This window comes from Nocardia nova NBRC 15556, assembly GCF_001613005.1.
In the GTDB taxonomy this organism is placed as follows: Bacteria; Actinomycetota; Actinomycetes; order Mycobacteriales; family Mycobacteriaceae; genus Nocardia; species Nocardia nova.
In genome coordinates this window covers 96,849-115,012 of sequence record NZ_BDBN01000030.1, presented here as the reverse complement: position 1 = coordinate 115,012, position 18,164 = coordinate 96,849, and the positions used below count along the sequence as shown (strand labels likewise).

The 18,164-nt window shown below is 69.7% G+C and carries 17 protein-coding genes and 1 pseudogene; 10 read left to right on the top strand and 8 right to left on the bottom strand.

Features of this window, described 5'->3' with window-relative positions; translation table 11 throughout:
- Positions 1-477: pseudogene (locus tag NN2_RS37735) on the top strand (cobalamin-binding protein); the annotation flags it as partial.
- Between the two features lie 65 nt (positions 478-542).
- Here NN2_RS37735 and NN2_RS13510 read toward each other — a convergent pair.
- Positions 543-1,895: a WS/DGAT/MGAT family O-acyltransferase gene (locus NN2_RS13510; protein WP_063013573.1), complete on the bottom strand. Its 1,353-nt coding sequence runs from the start codon at positions 1,893-1,895 to the stop codon at positions 543-545.
- Between the two features lie 235 nt (positions 1,896-2,130).
- Here NN2_RS13510 and NN2_RS13505 point away from each other — a divergent pair, with 235 nt between their 5' ends.
- Positions 2,131-3,591 carry an NAD(P)/FAD-dependent oxidoreductase gene (locus NN2_RS13505; protein WP_082856974.1) on the top strand — a complete coding sequence of 487 codons (1,461 nt, stop codon included), beginning with the start codon at positions 2,131-2,133 and terminating at the stop codon, positions 3,589-3,591.
- 124 nt (positions 3,592-3,715) lie between these two features.
- A complete protein-coding gene (locus NN2_RS13500) occupies positions 3,716-5,488 on the top strand; it encodes a hydroxysqualene dehydroxylase (protein ID WP_063013600.1) in 1,773 nt (590 codons plus the stop codon).
- Here NN2_RS13500 and NN2_RS13495 read toward each other — a convergent pair.
- Complete coding sequence (locus NN2_RS13495; protein WP_030517006.1) at positions 5,474-6,274, bottom strand: helix-turn-helix domain-containing protein; 801 nt, start codon at positions 6,272-6,274, stop codon at positions 5,474-5,476. The two genes, NN2_RS13500 and NN2_RS13495, sit on opposite strands and share 15 nt — an antisense overlap.
- Positions 6,275-6,375: 101 nt before the next feature.
- Between NN2_RS13495 and NN2_RS13490 the strand changes: the two genes are divergently transcribed.
- The 4 genes from NN2_RS13490 to NN2_RS13475 all read left to right on the top strand — a co-directional run bounded on the left by NN2_RS13490 (position 6,376) and on the right by NN2_RS13475 (position 10,052).
- Positions 6,376-6,885 carry a GtrA family protein gene (locus tag NN2_RS13490; RefSeq protein WP_030517007.1) on the top strand — a complete coding sequence of 170 codons (510 nt, stop codon included), beginning with the start codon at positions 6,376-6,378 and terminating at the stop codon, positions 6,883-6,885.
- Between the two features lie 111 nt (positions 6,886-6,996).
- Positions 6,997-7,554 (top strand): hypothetical protein, encoded by a 558-nt coding sequence (locus tag NN2_RS13485; protein WP_063910749.1) that lies wholly within the window; start codon positions 6,997-6,999, stop codon positions 7,552-7,554.
- 673 nt (positions 7,555-8,227) lie between these two features.
- Complete coding sequence (locus NN2_RS13480) at positions 8,228-8,866, top strand: copper chaperone PCu(A)C (RefSeq protein ID WP_082856970.1); 639 nt, start codon at positions 8,228-8,230, stop codon at positions 8,864-8,866.
- On the top strand, positions 8,832-10,052 hold the full coding sequence (locus NN2_RS13475; RefSeq protein ID WP_501193550.1) for a Dyp-type peroxidase: 1,221 nt from the start codon (positions 8,832-8,834) through the stop codon (positions 10,050-10,052). The genes NN2_RS13480 and NN2_RS13475 overlap by 35 nt, the downstream gene beginning before the upstream one ends.
- A gap of 58 nt (positions 10,053-10,110) precedes the next feature.
- Here NN2_RS13475 and NN2_RS13470 read toward each other — a convergent pair whose 3' ends face one another.
- Positions 10,111-10,461, bottom strand: a complete 351-nt coding sequence (locus tag NN2_RS13470; protein ID WP_030517011.1) for a hypothetical protein — start codon at positions 10,459-10,461, stop codon at positions 10,111-10,113.
- Positions 10,462-10,653: 192 nt separating this feature from the next.
- Positions 10,654-10,944, bottom strand: coding sequence for a hypothetical protein (locus tag NN2_RS13465; protein WP_030517012.1), 291 nt, complete (start codon positions 10,942-10,944; stop codon positions 10,654-10,656).
- 221 nt (positions 10,945-11,165) lie between these two features.
- Here NN2_RS13465 and NN2_RS13460 point away from each other — a divergent pair, with 221 nt between their 5' ends.
- Positions 11,166-12,146 (top strand): glycosyltransferase family 9 protein, encoded by a 981-nt coding sequence (locus tag NN2_RS13460; RefSeq protein WP_063013567.1) that lies wholly within the window; start codon positions 11,166-11,168, stop codon positions 12,144-12,146.
- An 80-nt stretch (positions 12,147-12,226) separates the two neighbouring features.
- On the top strand, positions 12,227-12,925 hold the full coding sequence (locus tag NN2_RS13455) for a phosphoribosylanthranilate isomerase (RefSeq protein ID WP_063013565.1): 699 nt from the start codon (positions 12,227-12,229) through the stop codon (positions 12,923-12,925).
- On the opposite strand, the gene NN2_RS13450 is transcribed toward NN2_RS13455, so the two are convergent.
- The 3 genes from NN2_RS13450 to NN2_RS38550 all read right to left on the bottom strand — a co-directional run bounded on the left by NN2_RS13450 (position 12,864) and on the right by NN2_RS38550 (position 16,769).
- Positions 12,864-13,721 (bottom strand): DMT family transporter, encoded by an 858-nt coding sequence (locus tag NN2_RS13450; protein ID WP_063013563.1) that lies wholly within the window; start codon positions 13,719-13,721, stop codon positions 12,864-12,866. The genes NN2_RS13455 and NN2_RS13450 overlap by 62 nt on opposite strands.
- Before the next feature lie 4 nt (positions 13,722-13,725).
- On the bottom strand, positions 13,726-15,039 hold the full coding sequence (locus NN2_RS13445) for a prenyltransferase/squalene oxidase repeat-containing protein (RefSeq protein WP_063013561.1): 1,314 nt from the start codon (positions 15,037-15,039) through the stop codon (positions 13,726-13,728).
- A gap of 1,403 nt (positions 15,040-16,442) precedes the next feature.
- A complete protein-coding gene (locus NN2_RS38550) occupies positions 16,443-16,769 on the bottom strand; it encodes a hypothetical protein (protein WP_082856969.1) in 327 nt (108 codons plus the stop codon).
- 205 nt (positions 16,770-16,974) lie between these two features.
- Here NN2_RS38550 and NN2_RS13435 point away from each other — a divergent pair, with 205 nt between their 5' ends.
- Positions 16,975-17,310: an RNA polymerase-binding protein RbpA gene (locus tag NN2_RS13435; RefSeq protein WP_030517018.1), complete on the top strand. Its 336-nt coding sequence runs from the start codon at positions 16,975-16,977 to the stop codon at positions 17,308-17,310.
- A gap of 66 nt (positions 17,311-17,376) precedes the next feature.
- Here NN2_RS13435 and NN2_RS13430 read toward each other — a convergent pair whose 3' ends face one another.
- Positions 17,377-18,159, bottom strand: coding sequence for an ABC transporter permease (locus NN2_RS13430; protein ID WP_063013596.1), 783 nt, complete (start codon positions 18,157-18,159; stop codon positions 17,377-17,379).
- Between the last annotated feature and the right edge of the window lie 5 nt (positions 18,160-18,164).

Sequence of the window (18,164 nt, the reverse complement as noted above, 5' to 3'; positions counted from 1 at the left end):
CTGCTCGGCGCGGACGCCTGGGCGCCGGACGCCGCGACCGCGGCCGAGCTGCTCGCCCGGGGGCTGCGGCGGGAGCAGCAGCCGGACCGACCGCACCGGACGCTGCCGCATCTGACCGATCAGGAATTCACCATGATCGCCCGCAGCACACCGCAGTTGCTGGCGACCACCATGGCGGAGCTGGAGCATCGCTTCCCCGCGATGCGGGAGTACTCCGAATCCCAGCTGGAGCGCACCGCCGAAGATATCGCGCAGATCCTCGAATTCCTCGCCACCGCACTGTATCTCGACGACGACGAGTTGTTCACCACGTTCGTCACGTGGACCGCGGGTGTGCTGAGCGCGCGTGCGGTCCCCGCGCAATCGCTGTTTCCTGTCCTCGACCTGCTGAGCGGACAACTGCAGGACTTCCCGCGGGCGCGACGGATTCTCACCGCCGCGACCGACGCCCTCACCGACACCGCGCGAATCGCCTGACCGTCGACGCCGGCCGACGACCGCGCGGCGCGCCCGAATCCTCGCCACCTTGCCGCGGAGTCCGGTTACTCCAGTTCGGCGAGGGATTCTTCGAGTCCGGTCAGCAGCCGCTGCAGATGCGGAACACTGCGGCGACAGCCGATGATGCCGAAATGCATGGCGCCACCGGAACTGATCGTCGTGATGTTGACCGCTTGGCCGTCGAGGGGAATCGAGGCCGGATAGGCGGCTTCCAGGCGCAGCCCGTTCCAGTAGCGGGGTTCGGTGGCGCCGGGGACGTTGGAGATCACGATGTTGAACGGCGGCGCGGCGGACGGCAACCGGACCGGTAGCGCCGCCGAGGCCAGCCCCGCCACATTCACCGCCGACAGCCCCAGGATCTGTAGTGGCGTCAGCCGCGACATGGTGTTCTTGGTCCGCGCCATCGACGAGTGGATGCGCGCGAGTCGCTCGGCCGGATCCGGTTCGTCGGTGGCCAGATCACACAGCGCCGCGCCCACCGAATTGCCCTCTCCCACAGCGGTTTCGGAGGTGCCGCGCAGCGAGACCGGCACCATCGCGATCAATGGCTCGTCCGGCAGCGCCTGTTCGGCGAGCAGATACCGGCGCAGCGCGCCCGCGCACATCGCCAGCACCACGTCGTTCACGGTCGCCCCCGTCCGCGCCCCGACCACGCGCAACCGCGGCAACGGCCACGACTGCGCGGCGAATCGCCGGGCGCCGGTGATGGCGACATTGAACATGGTGTGCGGGGCCCGGAACGGGCGCGGTTCGGGATAGTCCCGCGCGATCTCGTAAGCGCCGGACAGCAATTCGGGGACGGCGGTGCCGATCCGCCCGGCCATGCGCACCGCCTCGGCCGAGCGGCGCAACAACGTAGTCGGGCCGGCGTCCGGACGACGGCGGGGCGAGCGCCACGGCGGCACGCAGTCGCGGGCATCGGGGTCGGCCGAGAGGGCCCGCTGCCAGGTGCGCACTGCCGACACACCGTCCATCAGCGCGTGATGCGTCTTGGTGTAGAGAGCCATTCGGCCGTCGGCGAGACCGTCGATGACATAGACCTCCCACAGCGGGCGATGCCGGTCCAGCAGCGATCCGTGCAGCATCGACACCAGTTCCAGCAGTTCACGCACCCGTCCGGGGGTGGGCAGCGACAGCAACCGCACGTGATAGTCGATGTCGACGTCGTCGTCGAGATCCCACTGCAGCGCGGAGAAACTCGCCAGCGACCGGGCGGGCCGGCGCCGGAACAGGGACGTGAGTTTGTCAGTGCCCGAGACCAATTCCTCGTGCAATTGCCGCGCCGATCGCGGCTCGGTGCCCGAGGGACGGAACAGGGAGAGCCCGCCGACGTGCATGGGATGTTCGCGGGATTCCAGCAGCAGGAATGCCGAGTCCAGGGGTGACATCAACGCCATCGCGGTACCTCATCACGGTCGTTTCCGATCGGGCCGGGTGGCCACACCTTCCGGTGATCATCGCGGATGCGGTCGGATCAGGTGCGTGATCCGGAGTCTCACCGGGCCCGGGCGGCTCAGGCGTCGGTAATTGCCGGGAACAATCGAATCAAACATATTGACAATGTGAGAGGAGTCACTTCATTCTCTCATTAGGACACAGTGTCCGAACATAGTGACCCGGAAGGCGGCGCCGATGCCTACCGACGAACCTGCCGACTCCTCGCCGACCGATTCGGGTACCGCCGCGACCGTCCGAGACCTTCCGGTACGCGATCGAGCGCTTGACGAAAACGATTGCCCGGAAGGCGAATTCGCGGACGTAGTGGTTGTCGGAGCGCGCTGCGCGGGTTCGGCCGCCGCGATCGCCTTCGCCCGTGCGGGGCGGGGCGTCGTCGTCGTGGACGCGGCCCGATTTCCGTCCGACACGCTCTCGACCCATCTGCTCTGGCCCGCCGGCATCGCCGAAGTGGCGGCGCTGGGCGCGCTGGAGAAGGTGCTGGCGCTCGGCGCGCCACAACTGCGGGTCGCCTACGCCGGCGGCGCGGGCCAGGTGGTGCGGGCACCGTTCACCGCCGTGAACGGCATCGACTACGCGATGTGCGTGCGGCGCACCGGATTCGACGCCGCTCTGGTCGCCACCGCCCGCGCGGCCGGCGCCACGATCCACGAGTCGATGCGGGTCACCGAGCTGATCCGCGACGGCGGCCGGGTCGCCGGCGTGCGCGCGGTCGATCGCGCGGGGGCCACCCACGAGATCCGGGCGCGCCTGGTGGTCGGCGCGGACGGGCGGCGCTCCACCGTCGCGCGGCTGACCGGAGCGCTGGACCCGTACCGCAGCAAACCCAGTGGGCGGGCGTGCTACTTCGCCTACTGGCGCGACAACCGCCCGGAATGGCGGTCGACGGCGGCGCAGTGGCGGGCCGGGCAGCTGCTGGGAACCGCCTTCCCGTGCGAGGACGGGGCGGTGCTGTCACTGATCCAGCCGCCGGTCACGCACGGGCCGCGCACGCCCGGACAGACCGAGCAGCGTTACCGGGACATGGTGGCCGCGATCCCGGAACTCGCTGCGCGACTGGTCGATTGCGAACCGCTCGGGCGGGTGCGCTCGGCCACCGACATCGTCTCCTACTTCCGCCGCTCCAGCGGTCCGGGCTGGGCGCTGCCCGGCGACGCCGGCCACTTCAAGGATCCCGTCACCGCGCAAGGCATGCGCGATGCGATGCGCTACGGGCGGCTGCTCGGCGAATACGCGGCCCCGGTGCTCGACGACGCGGCCGCGTTGGACCGGGCAGTGACCCTATGGGAGCACCAGCGCGAACAGGACTGCCTGCCCATGTACCAGTGGACCAACCGGCTCGCCCGCGGCACCGAGATGACACCGCTCGAAGTGCAGCTGTACCGCGCCGGCGCGGCCGACCCGCACCTGGCCGGCCTCGCGCTGGATGTGATGACCCGGGCGCGAACCCCCGACGAACTGCTGACCCCGGCGCGGGCGGCGAAGTTCGCGATACAGGCATTGGCGCACGCGCCGGCGGCCGCGGTGGTGGACACCGTGATTCGCGAGGTGTGCGACAACGCGCAGGACTGGCGGGAACGTCAGGCGGCGCGGTGGGGTTCGGCGTGGTCGCGGTGGCCCGCGGCGGCGCCGAAGTGAGGGACGGGCCGGCCGGCGGGCTCTCGATACTGCCGGACCTCGGTGAAAAGGCTTCGCAGGCGCAGATATTCGGGCTTCGGGATCGACGCAGGGCCGGTCCCGCTCGCTGATTCGAGGAGTGGACATGACCGGTCGGGACAATGCGGGTGGATTCGGCAGGCGGCAGTTGCTGCGAGGCGCGGCGGTCGCGGGCGCGGCTCTGGCGGCGAACGGCACCTGGGCCACGGCGGCAGCGCGGGCGAATCCGGGCCGCCGCCAGGTCGGCCCGGGACGCATGGTGGCCGTGTTCGGTGGTGGGGTCTCCGGATTGACCGCGGCGCACGAACTGGCCGAACGCGGCTACGCGGTCACGGTGTACGAGCCGACCGCGCTGGGCGGGAAGGCGCGCAGTATGAGCGTGCCCGGCACCGGGGCGGGTGGTCGCGTCGATCTGCCGGGCGAACACGGCTTCCGCTTCTTCCCGGGCTGCTACCAGCACGTGCCGGACACGATGGCGCGAATTCCGTTCCCGGGCAACGCGAACGGTGTGGCCGGAAATCTGATCCGGGTGGAATCGACGGTGGCCGGATTTCCGGATCTGCCGCCGGTGACGGTGCCGACCGAGATCGCGGGGCTGCGCGAGCTGAACCCCGAGCGCATCCGCAACTCGCTCGTCGCCGGATTCGGCTTCGTCCCGCAGCTGCCGCCGCAGGAGCTGGCGTTCTTCGGCGATCGGATGATGATGTGGTTCACCAGCTCGCCCGAACGCCGCTTCGGCGAATGGGAGTACCGATCATGGGTGGACGCGGTGGGGGCGAACGGGAAGTCGCAGGCCTATCGGGACTATCTGGCGCGCGCCCTGACCCGGATCACGGTGGCGGCCAAGTCGGAGACCAGCTCCGCGCGCACCATCGGAACCATCGGAGAGGCATTGGTTTTCGCCGGCGCCGGCATCGCGCCGCAGTATCGCGGCGGGGTGGACCGGATCCTGAACGGCCCCACCAACGAGGCGTGGATCGATCCGTGGGTGGCGCACCTGTCCGGACAGGGAGTCCGGTTCGTCACCGGCGCGGGACTGACGAGCCTGCGCCTGTCCGGTGACCGGATCAGCGGTGCGAACGTGGGCGGACGTGCGGTGCAGGCGGATTGGTACGTATGCGCGATGCCGGCCGACCGCGCGGCCGCGATCCTCGACGACGACATTCTCGCCGCGGACCCGGCGCTGGCCGGGATGCGTGAGCTGGTGCTGGACTGGATGGTCGGGGTGCAGTTCTATCTGCGCCGGCCCACCGGCGTGCCGGAAGGACATATCGCGGCACTCGGCTCGCCGTGGGCGATCACCGCACTGCGGCAGGCGCCGATGTGGCGCGGCGATTTCGCGGCCCGCTACGGCGACGGGACGGTGGTGGAATGCCTGTCCGCCGACGTGTCGGACTGGGACACCCCCGGCATCCTGTTCGGCAAACCGGCCAAACAGTGCTCGAAAGACGAAGTGGTGCAGGAAGTCTGGGCACAGCTGAAACGCTGGCTCAACACCGGCACCGGCTGGCTGCGCGACGACGACCTGCACTCGTGGTTCGTCGATCCCGGGGTACATTTCGAGGAGGGCGGCAACCGCAACGACACCCCGCTGCTGGTGAACACCGTCGGCTCCTGGGACCACCGGCCGGAGGCGCATTCGGCGATCGGCAACGTGTTCTTCTGCGGCGACCACGTGCGGACCGGCATCGACCTGGCGACCATGGAGGGTGCGTGCGAAGCGGGACGCAAGGCGGCCAACGCGGTGCTCGACGCGGCCGGTGACGCGGCGCCGCGGGCGGCGGTGTTCCCGATGTACGCGCCGCCCGAGCTCGAACCGTTCAAACGCATCGACGCCGACCGCTATCGGGCCGGGCTGCCGCATCTACTCGATATGTGAACGGCTGCGCAGGAATTCGGCGGTCGCCGGGCTCGCGGGCAGGAACGACTCGATCGCGAGTTCGGCGACCGTGACGTTCATCGGACTGCCGAAGATGGTCATGGTGCTGATGAAATCCAGGTCGATATCCCCGCGTTCGGCGTCGTGGTGGCGCAGCCGCAGCGGGACGACGGCCTGATCCGGTTCGGGCAGGCCGGGATCGTCGCGGCCACCGGGATATTCGAGCAGTTCGGCGCGCAGCGCGGCCAGATCGGCCGAGCCGGTGGCCTCGATCTGGCGATCGACGCGTTCGAACAGATGTCCGCGCCACTGCGCGAGATTCAGGATCCGCGGCGCCAGACCCTCCGGGTGCAGGCTCAGCCGCAGCGCGTTGACCGGCGGAGTCAGCAGATCGGCGCGAACGCCGTCGAGGAACAGGGCGACACCCGAATTGGCGTCGACCATATTCCACTGCGCGTCCACGGCCAACGCCGGATACGGCTCGTAGCCGGTGAGGATCTGCCGCATCGCGGTGCGGACGGGGGCCATGGTGGGGGTATCCAATCCGGGTTCGGCGTAGACCGGGGCGTAACCGGCGGCCAGCAACATCCGATTGCGTTCGCGCAGTGGGATGTCGAGCTCCTCGCTGAGGTGCAGGATCAGCTGGCGGCTCGGCGTGGACCGGCCGGTTTCGACGAAGCTGAGGTGACGGGTCGAGGTTTCGGCGCGCCCGGCCAGTTCCAGCTGGCTGAGGCGGCGGGTGCGACGCCAGTGGCGCAGCAGATCCCCGGCAGTATGGGTCGGCACCTGCTCGATCGTATGCGGCACGGGTGGGCGTGACGATTACCTCGCGGGTCATGATCGCTGTCCGGATGCCCGGTGCGCGGCTCACGGTTAGGGTGGATTGCGTGTCGTTGGTGCAGGCTGGACTGGACCGGCTGCCCGAACGCTGGCGCGCACTGTTGCTCGCCCATCGGGAGCTGATGAAATTCGCCGTCGTCGGCGCGATCACGTGGTTCGTGGACACCGGAGTGGTGTACGCCCTCAAGCTGACCGTATTGCCGGACAAGCCGCTGACCGCGCGCGCGTTCGGCGTGCTGATCGCGACGATCGCCTCCTACATCCTGAACCGGGAATGGTCGTTCAACACCCGCGGCGGGCGCCAGCGCAGTCACGAGGCCGCGCTGTTCTTCGCCGTCAGCGCGCTCGCCGTCGGCGTGACCGTCATTCCGCAGGCGGTCGCGCTGTACGTCTTCGATATCCGGGTGCCGCATGTGAGCGCGTTCACCCAGGCGGTCTCCAACTTCATCACCGGGCAGATTCTCGGTGTCCTGCTGGCGATGGCCTTCCGATTCTGGGCGTTGCGGCGATTCGTCTTCCCCCAGGATCTGCGCGAGGCCGAACTGGAGATCCTCTGACCGCCGCAACCGCGAGGCGCCGAAACCGCAGGTGGTGACGGGCATCACGGCCGGTGCCTACAGGTGGACCTGGCGGCCCGGCCCGCCGGCGAGCCCCGATACCATGATCTCGTGCGAGCAACGGCCGACCCTTCCACGCAGCTGCGTGGTGGATGCGTCGGCGCCGCCGCGGGCACGGTGAGTATCGCCGCCCACGCCCTCGGTGGTGGCGCGGTGGCACCCGGCTCCACGGCGATCATGATGCTGATCGCCGCCAGCACCGCGATCGGCTGCCTCGCCGCACACACCCGCACCGGATTGTTCCGGCTGATGGGCCTGCTCGCGGTCGGCCAGGCGATCGGCCATCTGGCGTTGTCGACGTCCCCGCACTGCCACGAGGTGCTGATCACCGCCCCCATGCTGGTCGCGCACATCACGGCGACGGTGGTCGGGGCGGTCCTCGTCCGCGGCGCGGAAATCACACTGCGACGCGCCGTTTCGCTGATCCGCCGCGTGGTCGGCGCGGTCGCGCACAACCTCGGCGTCTCCAGCGCTCCGGTCGTCGTCTCGGTACCGGATACGGTGACCGCGCCGCGGTGGCTCGTGCTGGCCTCCGGCACCGGGCGGCGCGGTCCGCCGAGGCTCACCGGTTCGTTCGCTGCCTTGCACCGCGTACCCGCGTGGGCGTGATACCGGCACATCGGTGGACGTGTCCACTGGCTTGCCGGATCGCGGCCGGACCACGGATGACGACCAACGGCTGAGCCACCGGATGTACGGATAGCTCTCGAGAGCGTCACATCGGATCGCACAGCACGTGCAGCCGCGCCCGTGCGGCAACGTCCGTGAGCCAGTGACGGCACACCGCCGAGCGGCAGCCGCCGACCCGCAAGCGGCAAGCGGCAAGCGGCAACTGCGGCTACCCGAATCGACCGTTATCGCGCGGCACCTGGACAGCTACCGACGCTTCGCCGAGGCGGTCGCTCGAGCTGTCGGCGTATCAGTCGACGTCGGCGGGCCTGCATGCTCGGTCACGGTCATCGGTGTGACGGTCACGCCCTGACCGCTGATCGGGCGCAGTGCTGGTCGGTCGGTCCTCGCCGGTTTCCGACGACGTCCTGGGCGATCGGATACGCCGGACAGGCTTGCGGGTGGCTGATTCGCGTGTGACCGCGGAGGTCGCACCGCTCGCCGCTGGGCACGCAGCAACGAACGAACACCGGTGGCGGTATACGCCGCGCACTCACCCCTACGCCGCGCAACGCGTGGTTCGAGGGTGTGACGAGCGCCGGGGCGCGGTGAGAATCCGCGACGACGTGCCGCCTGCTCGATGAAACCCCTTCTCATGCAATGGAGTTCACCAATGTCCTCTCTCCCCCACACCGGGCGTTCCCCCCTCGCCTCGAGCGCCCGCGGCCCTCGCCGTGCGGCATCCACCCAGGCCCGGCCCCACAGTGCGACACCGCCGTCCCGCCACACGGCAGGTTCCACCCGCCGGCGTCGGTCGGCGAGCCTGCTGATCACCGCCGCGGCCTCGATCCCACTGCTGCTGGCCGGCTGTTCGTCCGGCAACACATCCACTGCCGCGGACGCCGATTCGGTCACCGTGGGTGATCAGTGGATCAAGGCCGCCAACGCGGGGATGTCGGCGGCGTTCGCGAATTTCACCAACACCAGCGGCCACGAGATCCGCATCGTCGATGCGACGAGCCCGGCGTCGGCGCGCGTGGAGATTCACGAGGTGGTCCAGTCGAACGGCGCGTCCATGATGCGTCCCAAGGCCGGCGGGCTGGCGATCCCCGCCCACGGCAGCGCGAAACTGACGCCGGGTGGCGACCATCTGATGTTCATCGACCTGAAGGCCCCGCTGCGCACCGGAACGCAGACGCCGATCACGGTGAAGTTCGCCGACGGCACCAGCACCACCTTCACCGCGCAGGTGCGTGACTTCGCGGGCAATCAGGAGAATTACGCACCGACTACGGCCGCCCACGGTGGCTGAGCGGCTGTCGCGGCGCCGGTTGCTCGGCGGCAGTGCGGCCGCGGCGGGTGCGGCGGGGGTCGCGGGGCTCACCCTCGGCGCCGAACGCTGGACCCGCCGCACCGAGACCGCCGATCCGGGCACCGCACGCGAACCGTTCTACGGACCACACCAGGGCGGGGTCGCGACCGCGCCGCAGCAGCACGCGGCGTTCGTGGCCTTCGATCTGCGGCCCGGCACCGCCCGTGCCGACCTCGTGGGATTGCTGCGCATCTGGTCCGGGGACGCGGCGCGGCTCGTGGCCGGTGAGCCGACGCTGGCCGATACCGAGCCGGAGCTGGCTCACCGGCCGGCACGGTTGACCGTGACCATCGGATTCGGCCCGCGGCTGTTCACTGTGGCGGGACTGGAATCCGCGCGGCCGCACTGGCTCACGCAACTGCCCGGCTTCACCATCGACCGGCTCGACCCCGCATTCTGTGACGGGGATCTGCTGCTGCAGGTCTGCGCGGACGAGGCGACGACGGTGGCGCATGCGGTGCGGGCGCTCTCGCGCAGCGTGACCTCGCTGGTGACCGTGCGCTGGACCCAGCGCGGATTCCGCAACGCCGCTGCCGGGCAGACGATGCGCAATCTGATGGGTCAGGTCGACGGCACGGTCAACATCGCCCCCGGGGCCGATTTCGATCGGCTGGTGTGGGACGACGGCGCGACCCTGCCGTGGCTGCGGGGTGGAACGTCGATGGTGCTGCGCCGGATCGCGATGAATCTGGACACCTGGGACGAACTCGACCCCGAGGGGCGAGAACTGACCGTGGGCCGGCGCATCGCGACCGGGGCGCCGTTGACCGGAACCCGGGAAAGCGACAATCCGGATTTCGCGGCTGTGGACGCCCACGGCATCCCGGTCATTCCGCCTTCGGCGCATATCGCGCGGGCGCATCGCACCAGCGACGGCGAGCGTTTCCTGCGCCGCGGCTACAACTACGACGATGCCCCCGCGCCCGGGACCACCTCGAATTCAGGGCTGTTGTTCGCCGCCTACCAGCGCGATATCACGACGCAGTATCTGCCGGTGCAGCGTCGTCTCGCCGAATTCGACGCCCTGAACACCTGGACCACTCCCGTCGGGTCCGCGGTGTTCGTGATTCCACCGGGAATCACCGACGCGCAGGGCTATATCGGCCAGACCCTGCTGGAGGGCTGAACCGGGCACCGCACGCACTCGATGCGGTTCGGCAACAGGTGCCGAACCGCATCGGATGTCAGTGCCACAGCACGGCCACGAACACGTTGGCGATGGCCAGCAGTCCGGCGGCGTCGACCATCCAGGCAATGGTCTTGCCACGCTTGGCATCCGCGTGTGCGATCTCGGCCAGACCGGCCACGGCGACCGCGATGACCAGTTTCACCACGATCTTGGCCATGTCGAGATTCTTGTCGAGCGAATCGATGCCGTCGGCCATGCCGACCAGAATCAGACCCGTGACGATCTGCGCCCGCGCACCCCAGAGCATCACCTGCGACACCGCCGGCCGGCCGGCGGCGTATCCGCCGATCACCGCGGCGAGTCCGAGCAGGTGGGTGACGACCACCAGGTTGTAGACCACTGTCATGGCTCACAGCGTAGATCATCGGCACCAATTCAACGACACGGCGTAGTAGGGCTTACATCCCCGCCGGGCCCCGGATATCCGCACCGCCGCAGGCATTCTCGCGGGCTCGCTTTCACGGTGCCGTTGTCCTGCCGTGCGCAGGCACGGCCCCGCCCCGCGCCGATCCTCGGACGCGGGGCGGAACGGGGAGAATTATTCGACGATCAGCAGGCTGCCGCGCGGCACCATGGTGATGCCGGCGGGGTCGACCTTGCCGATCACCGGCCCGGTGCATCCCCGCCCGGCGTGGACCTCGATCACCTTGTCGGTGCTGTTGCCGACGGTGAGCTGGTAGGCGTGCGGTTCGATGCAACCGGTCGGGTTGTTGTAGATCTGCCCGTTGACGGTGACAGTGCCCTGCGCGGCCTGCGCGGCACCGGCGCCGAGCACTGCGAACGCGCCCGCCGCCGCGACGGCGGTGATGAGTCCAGCGGTGCGAATCATGAAATCCTCCAGTTTGTTTCGGCCCGACCGTCGCTCAGGTTACCGGTTCCGCCGCCCCCGGCCACAGCACCGACGCGGACCCGGCGGAAATACGCGCGTTTCACGCCGGATCGGGTCGGGTAGTCATCCTCAGGTGGCTCTCTTCGGTCGTGCCGCGGCAACGGCGCGGAATCGAGTGGGTCGGGACTGCTGGGTCGCTTGGTGATGGCTAGGAGAAGAGGGTGGCGGTTGTACTCGTGCTGCGCGCACGTGGACTGGGTGATCTTCTCACCGCGGTCCCCGCTCTTCGCGCGCTACGCCGGGCGAGGCCACGCGATCACATCGTGCTGGCCGCACCGCACCGGCTCAAACCCATCGTCGACCTGATCACCTCGGTCGACGAGATGGTCGCCGCCGCCGACCCGCACACCATGCGCTGGGACGGCGCGGCCCCCGCCCTGGCGGTCAATCTGCAGGGCCCCGGCGCCGACGGCATCGTCGAACTCTCCCGCACCGAACCCGCCCGGCTGCTCAGCTACCGCAATGCCGCCTTTCCCGATCTCGACGGCCCCGAATGGCAAGCGGATATGCACGACATCGACCGCTGGTGTCATCTGCTGGAATCGGCCGGAATCAACGCCGACCGCCGCAATCTCGGCTTGGTGCCGCCGGTGGCCACCACCAGTCACCGCGACTGCGTAGTGGTGCACGTGGGCGCCGGAGCGCCCGCCCGCCGCTGGCCCGGTGAACGATTCGCCGCGGTGATCCGGCATCTGCTCGTGCAGGGTCGCGAGGTCGTGGTGACCGGTGACGAATTCGAACGCGACCTCGCCCTCGGCATCGCCGCCCGCGCGGGGCTGTCGCACGACCAGGTACTGGCCGGGCAGCAGAATCTCATCGAACTGTCGGCCACCGTCGCCGAGGCGGCGCTGGTGGTGTGCGGCGATACCGGTGTCGCACATCTGGCGACGGCATTCGGCACCCGCACCGTCGCGCTGTTCGGCCCCACCGCCCCCGGCCGCAGCGGGCCGCCGCCGCATCTGTCCGGCCGCCACATCGCGCTGTGGGCGGGCCACACCGGCGAGCGCGACGGCGACACCCCCGATCCGGGTCTGCTCCAGATCACCGTCCCGGACGTCGTGGAGGCCGTCGACACGCAACTGGACCGCCGCCGGTGGGCCGAGGCCGACCGACGCGGAACCGCCTATCGCCGGGTCGGGTGAGCGCCCCGCCGCGGCGGCGGGCAGCGTGGTAATCGACACGAACCGCCTGACCGGACACGTTCGGGCAGTATCGTGTGCCGATGATCACCGTCCGAACGAAAATCTGCGGTATCCGTAGCGAGTCCGATCTCCGGGCCGTCGTCGCCGCTGATGCGGACGCGGCCGGATTCATTTCGGGCACGACGCATTTCAGCGAAGACGAACTCGACCCGGAATCGGCCCACCGGTTGTCACGGCTGGTGCCCTCCTCGATGGAACGCGTACTGGTCACCCATCTCACCGACGCCGGCGAGGTGTTGCGCCTCGCCGACCGGATCGGCGTCGACTGCATTCAACTGCACGGCCTGATCTCCCACGACACCGCGCGCGCGGTCCGGCGCGGTGCGGGCGGGCGGCGGGTGATCCGCGCGGTCCACGTCACCGGCCCGGAGGCGGTCGCCGCCGCCGAGCGCGCGGCCCCCGATTGCGATGGGCTCGTGCTGGATTCGCGTTCCACCGACCGGCTGGGCGGCACCGGGCGCACCCATGACTGGTCGATCAGCGCTCGCATCGTCGAACTGTTGGACGACTCGGCATTTCCGGTGATGCTCGCCGGTGGACTCGACCCGCACAACGTCACGGCCGCGATCGACGCCGTCCGGCCGGCCTGGGTCGATGTCAACTCCGGCGTCGACGACGGCCGGGGCGACAAGGACCCGGCGACCTGTACCGAATTCGTCAGGGCGGCACGCGATGTCGCGGTGCCGATCGCTGCTCTAGCCCGGCCGCGATCAGAATGAGCAACCCCGCCGCGGCGGTCGCCGCGGTGGGCAGGCTCCGGGTGGCCACCGCTCCCACCAGCGTGGCCACGACGGCCTCGTTGAGCCCGATGACGCTGGCCGTGGCCGCGCTCAATCGCCGCAGCGCCAGCCAGTAGAGCGCGAATCCGGGTCCGAGGAGGGTGGCGCCGATCGCGGCCAGCTCGGCCGCCACCCGCCCGGACGGTGGATCGAGCACCAGCAGCGGGCTGCTCGCGATGCCTCCGAACAGCAACTGCAAGGCCGCCGAGGTGGCCGTGTGGTCCGGTCCCGAGTGCCGGGCGACCACGCTGACCAGCATCGCCACACAGGCCGCACTGCCCAGTGCCAGGGCGCATCCGGTCAGGGCCGCGATCTGCGCGTCGCCGCCCGGGTGCCGCCAGGCGACCAGCCAGATCGCCGCCCCGACCAGCAGCAGTTCGGCCAGTACCGGCAGCGTGGGCGCCCGCCGGCCGCGGACCAGTGCGGCGGCGATGATGAGGACCGGCGCGGTCAGGTGCAGGGCGACCACCACCGGCAACGGCCCCATCCGCAGCGCCGCCACGTACAGCGCCAGATTGGCGGCCTCGAGCCCGCCCAGCCGGAAGTACAGCGCCGGATGAGCGGTCAGCGTCGCCCACGGGTGCTGTCCGCGCAGCCGCGCCCAGATCAGCAGCGGCACCGCTCCACCGAGGGCCACCAGGCCCGCGGTGGTGGGAGCGGCCAGCGTTGCCAGCAGGGCACTGGAGGTACCCCACAGACAGGTCACCGCGACCATGAGGACCAGCGGCCCGTTCATCGGCTCAGGCGAGCAGATAGGTGACCACCGGCATGACCAGCGCGGTGAACGCGGCGAAGACCGCGCTCGCCACGTGCCGCTTGGGTAGTCGCGGAAAGCGCGTCGCCAGACCGCAATACGTACCCACCGCGACGAGTGCCGTTCCCCAGACCACCAGCGCGCGGCTGCCGACCGTGCCGAATACGGTGTCGAAACCCACCGCCAGCGCGAACACCGTCGCACCGGCGGAGGCCGCCAGCACCAGCAACGCCTGTCCGGCAGTCGAATTCATCAACATGCGATGACGCCCCAGCGTGGCGATCGCCTGCGGGTCGGTGCGATGGGCGCCGTCGACCCGGCAGATCTCGTCGTACACCTTGGCCGGATTCACCCGCTCGTTGATCGCCGGACGCACCTGCAACAGCGCCTCCAGCGCCTGCGTGGTGGCATAGGAGGTGACCGGGCCCTCGTCGGAGATGCGGAATCCGCCCCGGTAGATGGCCAGTGCGTCCATCTCCTGCATATCCAGCAGCGCGACGATCGCCGCCCGCACGGCCGGGTCGAAGATGGTGCGGCTGTCGGCGGCGATCACGGCCCCGACCGCCAGGTGCAAGGTGAGGTGACGCCAGGTGTCGACGAGATCGTCACGGCGGAAGATCTCGGTCTCGATATCGCACTCACCGCGGCGCAGTCCGGTCAGCAGGCGCTTGACCGCCAGCTCGCACGCGCGCTCGGCGCGCTTGTCACCGATCCGGACGATCTCCGGCCGGGCGAGCACGGCCGCGATATGCGCCGCCGCGTACATCGGCAACGTCCGGGGCTCTTGATACATCGAGGACACCAGATAGGCGATGCCGCGCGAGATGGCCTGATGGCGTTCACCGTCGAAGGCCCCGCCGCCGATCAGCGCCTCGACCGCGGCAGAGGTCGCGGTAATCGACACCGGGCCAAGGAAACCCGACATCCGCCAGCCACCGGTTTCGGAATCCTGCTGGTCCAGCAGATTTCGCACGGCACCGGCCAGGCCGGGGTCGGACTCCTCGATGTCGAGGCAGCGCAGGGCCCGGATCCGCCACGCGACATCGATCGGCGTGCGGAAGTACCATTCGTCGCCGATCGGCCGTTGCACGACCGTTGCCCGCACCAGCATGGCGACCTTTGCGGCGCGCGGGATTTCGCACCCGGCTCGATGCAGGATGCAGACCACCTCGGCGGTGTTCTGCGGATTGGGCGGCACATCGGGGATCCAGCCCCAGCCCGCACCCCCGTCGAGATGCGGTAACTGACTGCCGCGCAGCCATTCCACTGCCATCCGGATTCGCTCGTCGATGTTCGACATGGCCCTCCGCCCCCTTGATACGAAGCCCCGTAGATTTTCGTTGGGGCTGATAACCGCCAAGTTACTCGGATGGTCCGACAAGCAGCGCCGCCGTTCGGCGCCCGAATTGCCTGGTAGCGAACATATTTCGGTTCCATCTCGAGCCCCGCCGCCGGGCGGTGTGCGGGACAGCGTCACGAAAGACCAAGGCCGCGCGCAGGTTTCGCGGGACGGCGCTGCGGGTGTTCACCCTCCTGCAGGGGCCCGTTATCTGGGGGCAGTCGACCCGTTGCCGGAACGCTTCCGGCCCGAATCCGAATTGCAACCCACGACGCGCCGGTACCCTGCGCTACCGGCCCGCGCGGCGCAAATCCCGTGACAGAGCTCGCCTTCCGCCGACGGCGAACCGGTACCGGAGTATGAGAGCCGAACAGTACGGCCGGGGGACGCGCGACGGGTAGCAGCGCCCGCACACTTCGCGTCATGACCACGATCAGCTCCCCCGCCCGTCGATGGCACCGGCCGTTGCTGTGGACCGCGGCGGCGATGGCGGCACTCGCGCTGTGCTGTCTGTGCGCCGCGCCGTTCGACGACCGGCGCATCCTCGGTGAGTCGGTATGGCTCAAACCCGGCAAGTTCGGCATCGCGTTCTGCCTGTACACGCTGACCCTCGCGTGGCTGCTGTCGGTGCCGCACCGCGGTGCCCGCGTGACCTGGTGGGCGGGAACCGTTTTCGCCCTCACCGGCGTCGTGGACGTGGGTTTCATCGTGGTGCAGGCGGCGCGCGGCACCTTCAGCCACTTCGACACCGAAACCGATGCGGTCAATTCGATCGGCCAGATGGTGTTCGCCTCCGGCGTACCGGGTCTGTTCGTCGCGAACCTCGTCGTCGCGGTGATCCTGTGCCGGCAACGCGTCCTGGACCGTCCCACGAGCCGGGCCGTGCACGCCGGGCTCGCCATCGCCGTCGCCGGGATGGCGCTCGGATATCTGATGGGCTTCACCGGCGAGCAGACGGTGCGTGACGCCCACGGCCGTCCGGTGCGGCTGGCCGCCGGCCATACGGTGACCGATACCGCCCTGCCCGTGCGCGACGGCGTGGGCGGTATGCCGATCACGCACTGGAGCACGATCGGCGGCGATCTGCGGATCCCGCATTTCGCGGGGCTGCACGGCATCCAATTCCTGCTCGCGGCGGTCGCGGTCACGGCCTGGCTCGCGCGGCGGCGGCCCTGGCTGGACGAACGGGCGCGCGCCCGGTTGATCGGTGTCCTGGCCCTCGGCTACGCCGGGCTGGTGGCGCTGCTGTTGTGGCAGGCGCTGCGAGCGCAGCCGTTGATCCACCCCGACCGCGCCGCCGTGCTCGCATTCCTCGCACTGAGCGTGGTGACACTGGGCGCGGGCGCGGCCGTCGTGCGGCACGCTCAGCGCAGCCGCTCGGCGTCCTTGGCGAGTTCGACGAGATTGGCGGTCAAAGCGGCCAGCTCCGACGGGTCGGCGCCCTCGGCGACGGCGGTCGCGACATCCTCGGCCGCGCAGCGGGCGGCGAACCAGCGGTCGGCGAGATCGGCGGCCTCCTGAGCGCTCAGCACCACCGAATCCTCCGGAATGCCGGTGCCCTCCAAACCCTTGCGATGTTCGTAGGCGCGCTGGCGGCAGGATTGCCGGCAGTATCGGCGGCGACGGCCGATTTCGGAATCGGCGATTTCCCGACCGCACCACAGACACGACGACAGCACACGGCGCGACATGACCCGACACCTTAGCCGTCCGCCCGGCACTCGCGCCCGGGCCACGCCGCAACCGGCGAATCGCCGCTACCGCCCGGGCCGGTCTCGGCCGGGCCCGGCCGAGACCGTAAAATACCCCGGTTGACCGTCGCGGGAACCGATCGGGCCGCCGGCGCGTTGATAGTCAAGTAGAACGTTGCCGACAGGCCAGAGAGGACCGCACACCATGGCAGATCGCGTACTCCGAGGTAGCCGGCTCGGAGCGGTGAGCTACGAGACGGACCGCGACCACGACCTGGCACCACGTCGAGTGGCGCGGTACCGGACCGACAACGGCGAGGAGTTCGACGTCCCGTTCGCCGACGACGCCGAAATCCCGCCGACCTGGCTGTGCCGTAACGGCCAGGAGGGCATCCTGATCGAGGGCACCACCCAGGAGCCCAAGAAGGTCAAGCCCCCGCGCACCCACTGGGACATGCTGCTGGAACGCCGCTCGAAGGAGGAACTCGAGGAACTGCTGCAGGAGCGCCTCGAACTGCTCAAGACCCGGCGCGGCCGGTAGATCGAGTACACAGCGAAAGTCCCCTCGCAACGGTCGGTGCGAGGGGACTTTCGCTTATCGGGACCGTCAGTGACTGGCCACCTTGCGGTACTGCAGCAACGCCAGCGGCACCGCGACGGCCAGAATCGCCACCGAACACGCCACCGCGTATTCCACGCAGTGGTCGACCGGCCAGCCGTGCGGGGCGGCGAAGGTCGGCGGTGAGCTGTTGGCGAACAGTTTCCGCCCGGACGCCGAGACCGCGGTGATCGGATTCCACTCCGCGATCGAGCGCAGCGGGCCGGGCAGTGTTTCAGCGGAGATGAAGGCCGAGGAGATGAACGTGACCGGGAACAGCCAGATCAGTCCCGCGCTCTGCGCGACCTCGACATTCGGCGCGATCAGCCCGGTCAGCGCGCCCACCCACGACATCGCGAACGCGAACAGCAGAATGATCGCGAACCCCAGCGCCGCATCGGCCACCGACCCGTTGATCCGCCATCCGACCAGATAGCCGCAGGCCACCATGACGGCCAGCGCCACCACGTTGACCACCGTGTCGGACAGGGTGCGCCCCATCAGCACCGCCATCCGCGACATCGGGAGCGTGCGCATCCGGTCGATGATGCCCTTCTGCAGGTCGTTGGCCAGGCCCACCGTCGTGAACGCCGCGTTGAACGCGACCGTCTGGGTGAAGATGCCGGCCAGCAGGAATTCGCGATACTGGCCGCCGCCCAGCGAGGCCCCGAAGATGTAGGCGAACAGGAAGACGAACATCAACGGCTGGACCGTCGCGGTCACCAGCAGGGTCGGCACCCGCAGGATGGTCAGCAGGTTGCGGTAGGCGATGATCGCGCTGTCGCGGAACACCCGGA

Coding starts and splice junctions, on each gene's coding strand:
- NN2_RS13510 (WP_063013573.1), bottom strand. CDS start 1,895: ATGGCGTTGATGTCACCCCTGGACTCGGCATTCCTGCTGCTGGAATCC.
- NN2_RS13505 (WP_082856974.1), top strand. CDS start 2,131: ATGCCTACCGACGAACCTGCCGACTCCTCGCCGACCGATTCGGGTACC.
- NN2_RS13500 (WP_063013600.1), top strand. CDS start 3,716: ATGACCGGTCGGGACAATGCGGGTGGATTCGGCAGGCGGCAGTTGCTG.
- NN2_RS13480 (WP_082856970.1), top strand. CDS start 8,228: ATGTCCTCTCTCCCCCACACCGGGCGTTCCCCCCTCGCCTCGAGCGCC.
- NN2_RS13470 (WP_030517011.1), bottom strand. CDS start 10,461: ATGACAGTGGTCTACAACCTGGTGGTCGTCACCCACCTGCTCGGACTC.
- NN2_RS13465 (WP_030517012.1), bottom strand. CDS start 10,944: ATGATTCGCACCGCTGGACTCATCACCGCCGTCGCGGCGGCGGGCGCG.
- NN2_RS13455 (WP_063013565.1), top strand. CDS start 12,227: ATGATCACCGTCCGAACGAAAATCTGCGGTATCCGTAGCGAGTCCGAT.
- NN2_RS13450 (WP_063013563.1), bottom strand. CDS start 13,721: ATGAACGGGCCGCTGGTCCTCATGGTCGCGGTGACCTGTCTGTGGGGT.
- NN2_RS13445 (WP_063013561.1), bottom strand. CDS start 15,039: ATGTCGAACATCGACGAGCGAATCCGGATGGCAGTGGAATGGCTGCGC.
- NN2_RS38550 (WP_082856969.1), bottom strand. CDS start 16,769: ATGTCGCGCCGTGTGCTGTCGTCGTGTCTGTGGTGCGGTCGGGAAATC.
- NN2_RS13435 (WP_030517018.1), top strand. CDS start 16,975: ATGGCAGATCGCGTACTCCGAGGTAGCCGGCTCGGAGCGGTGAGCTAC.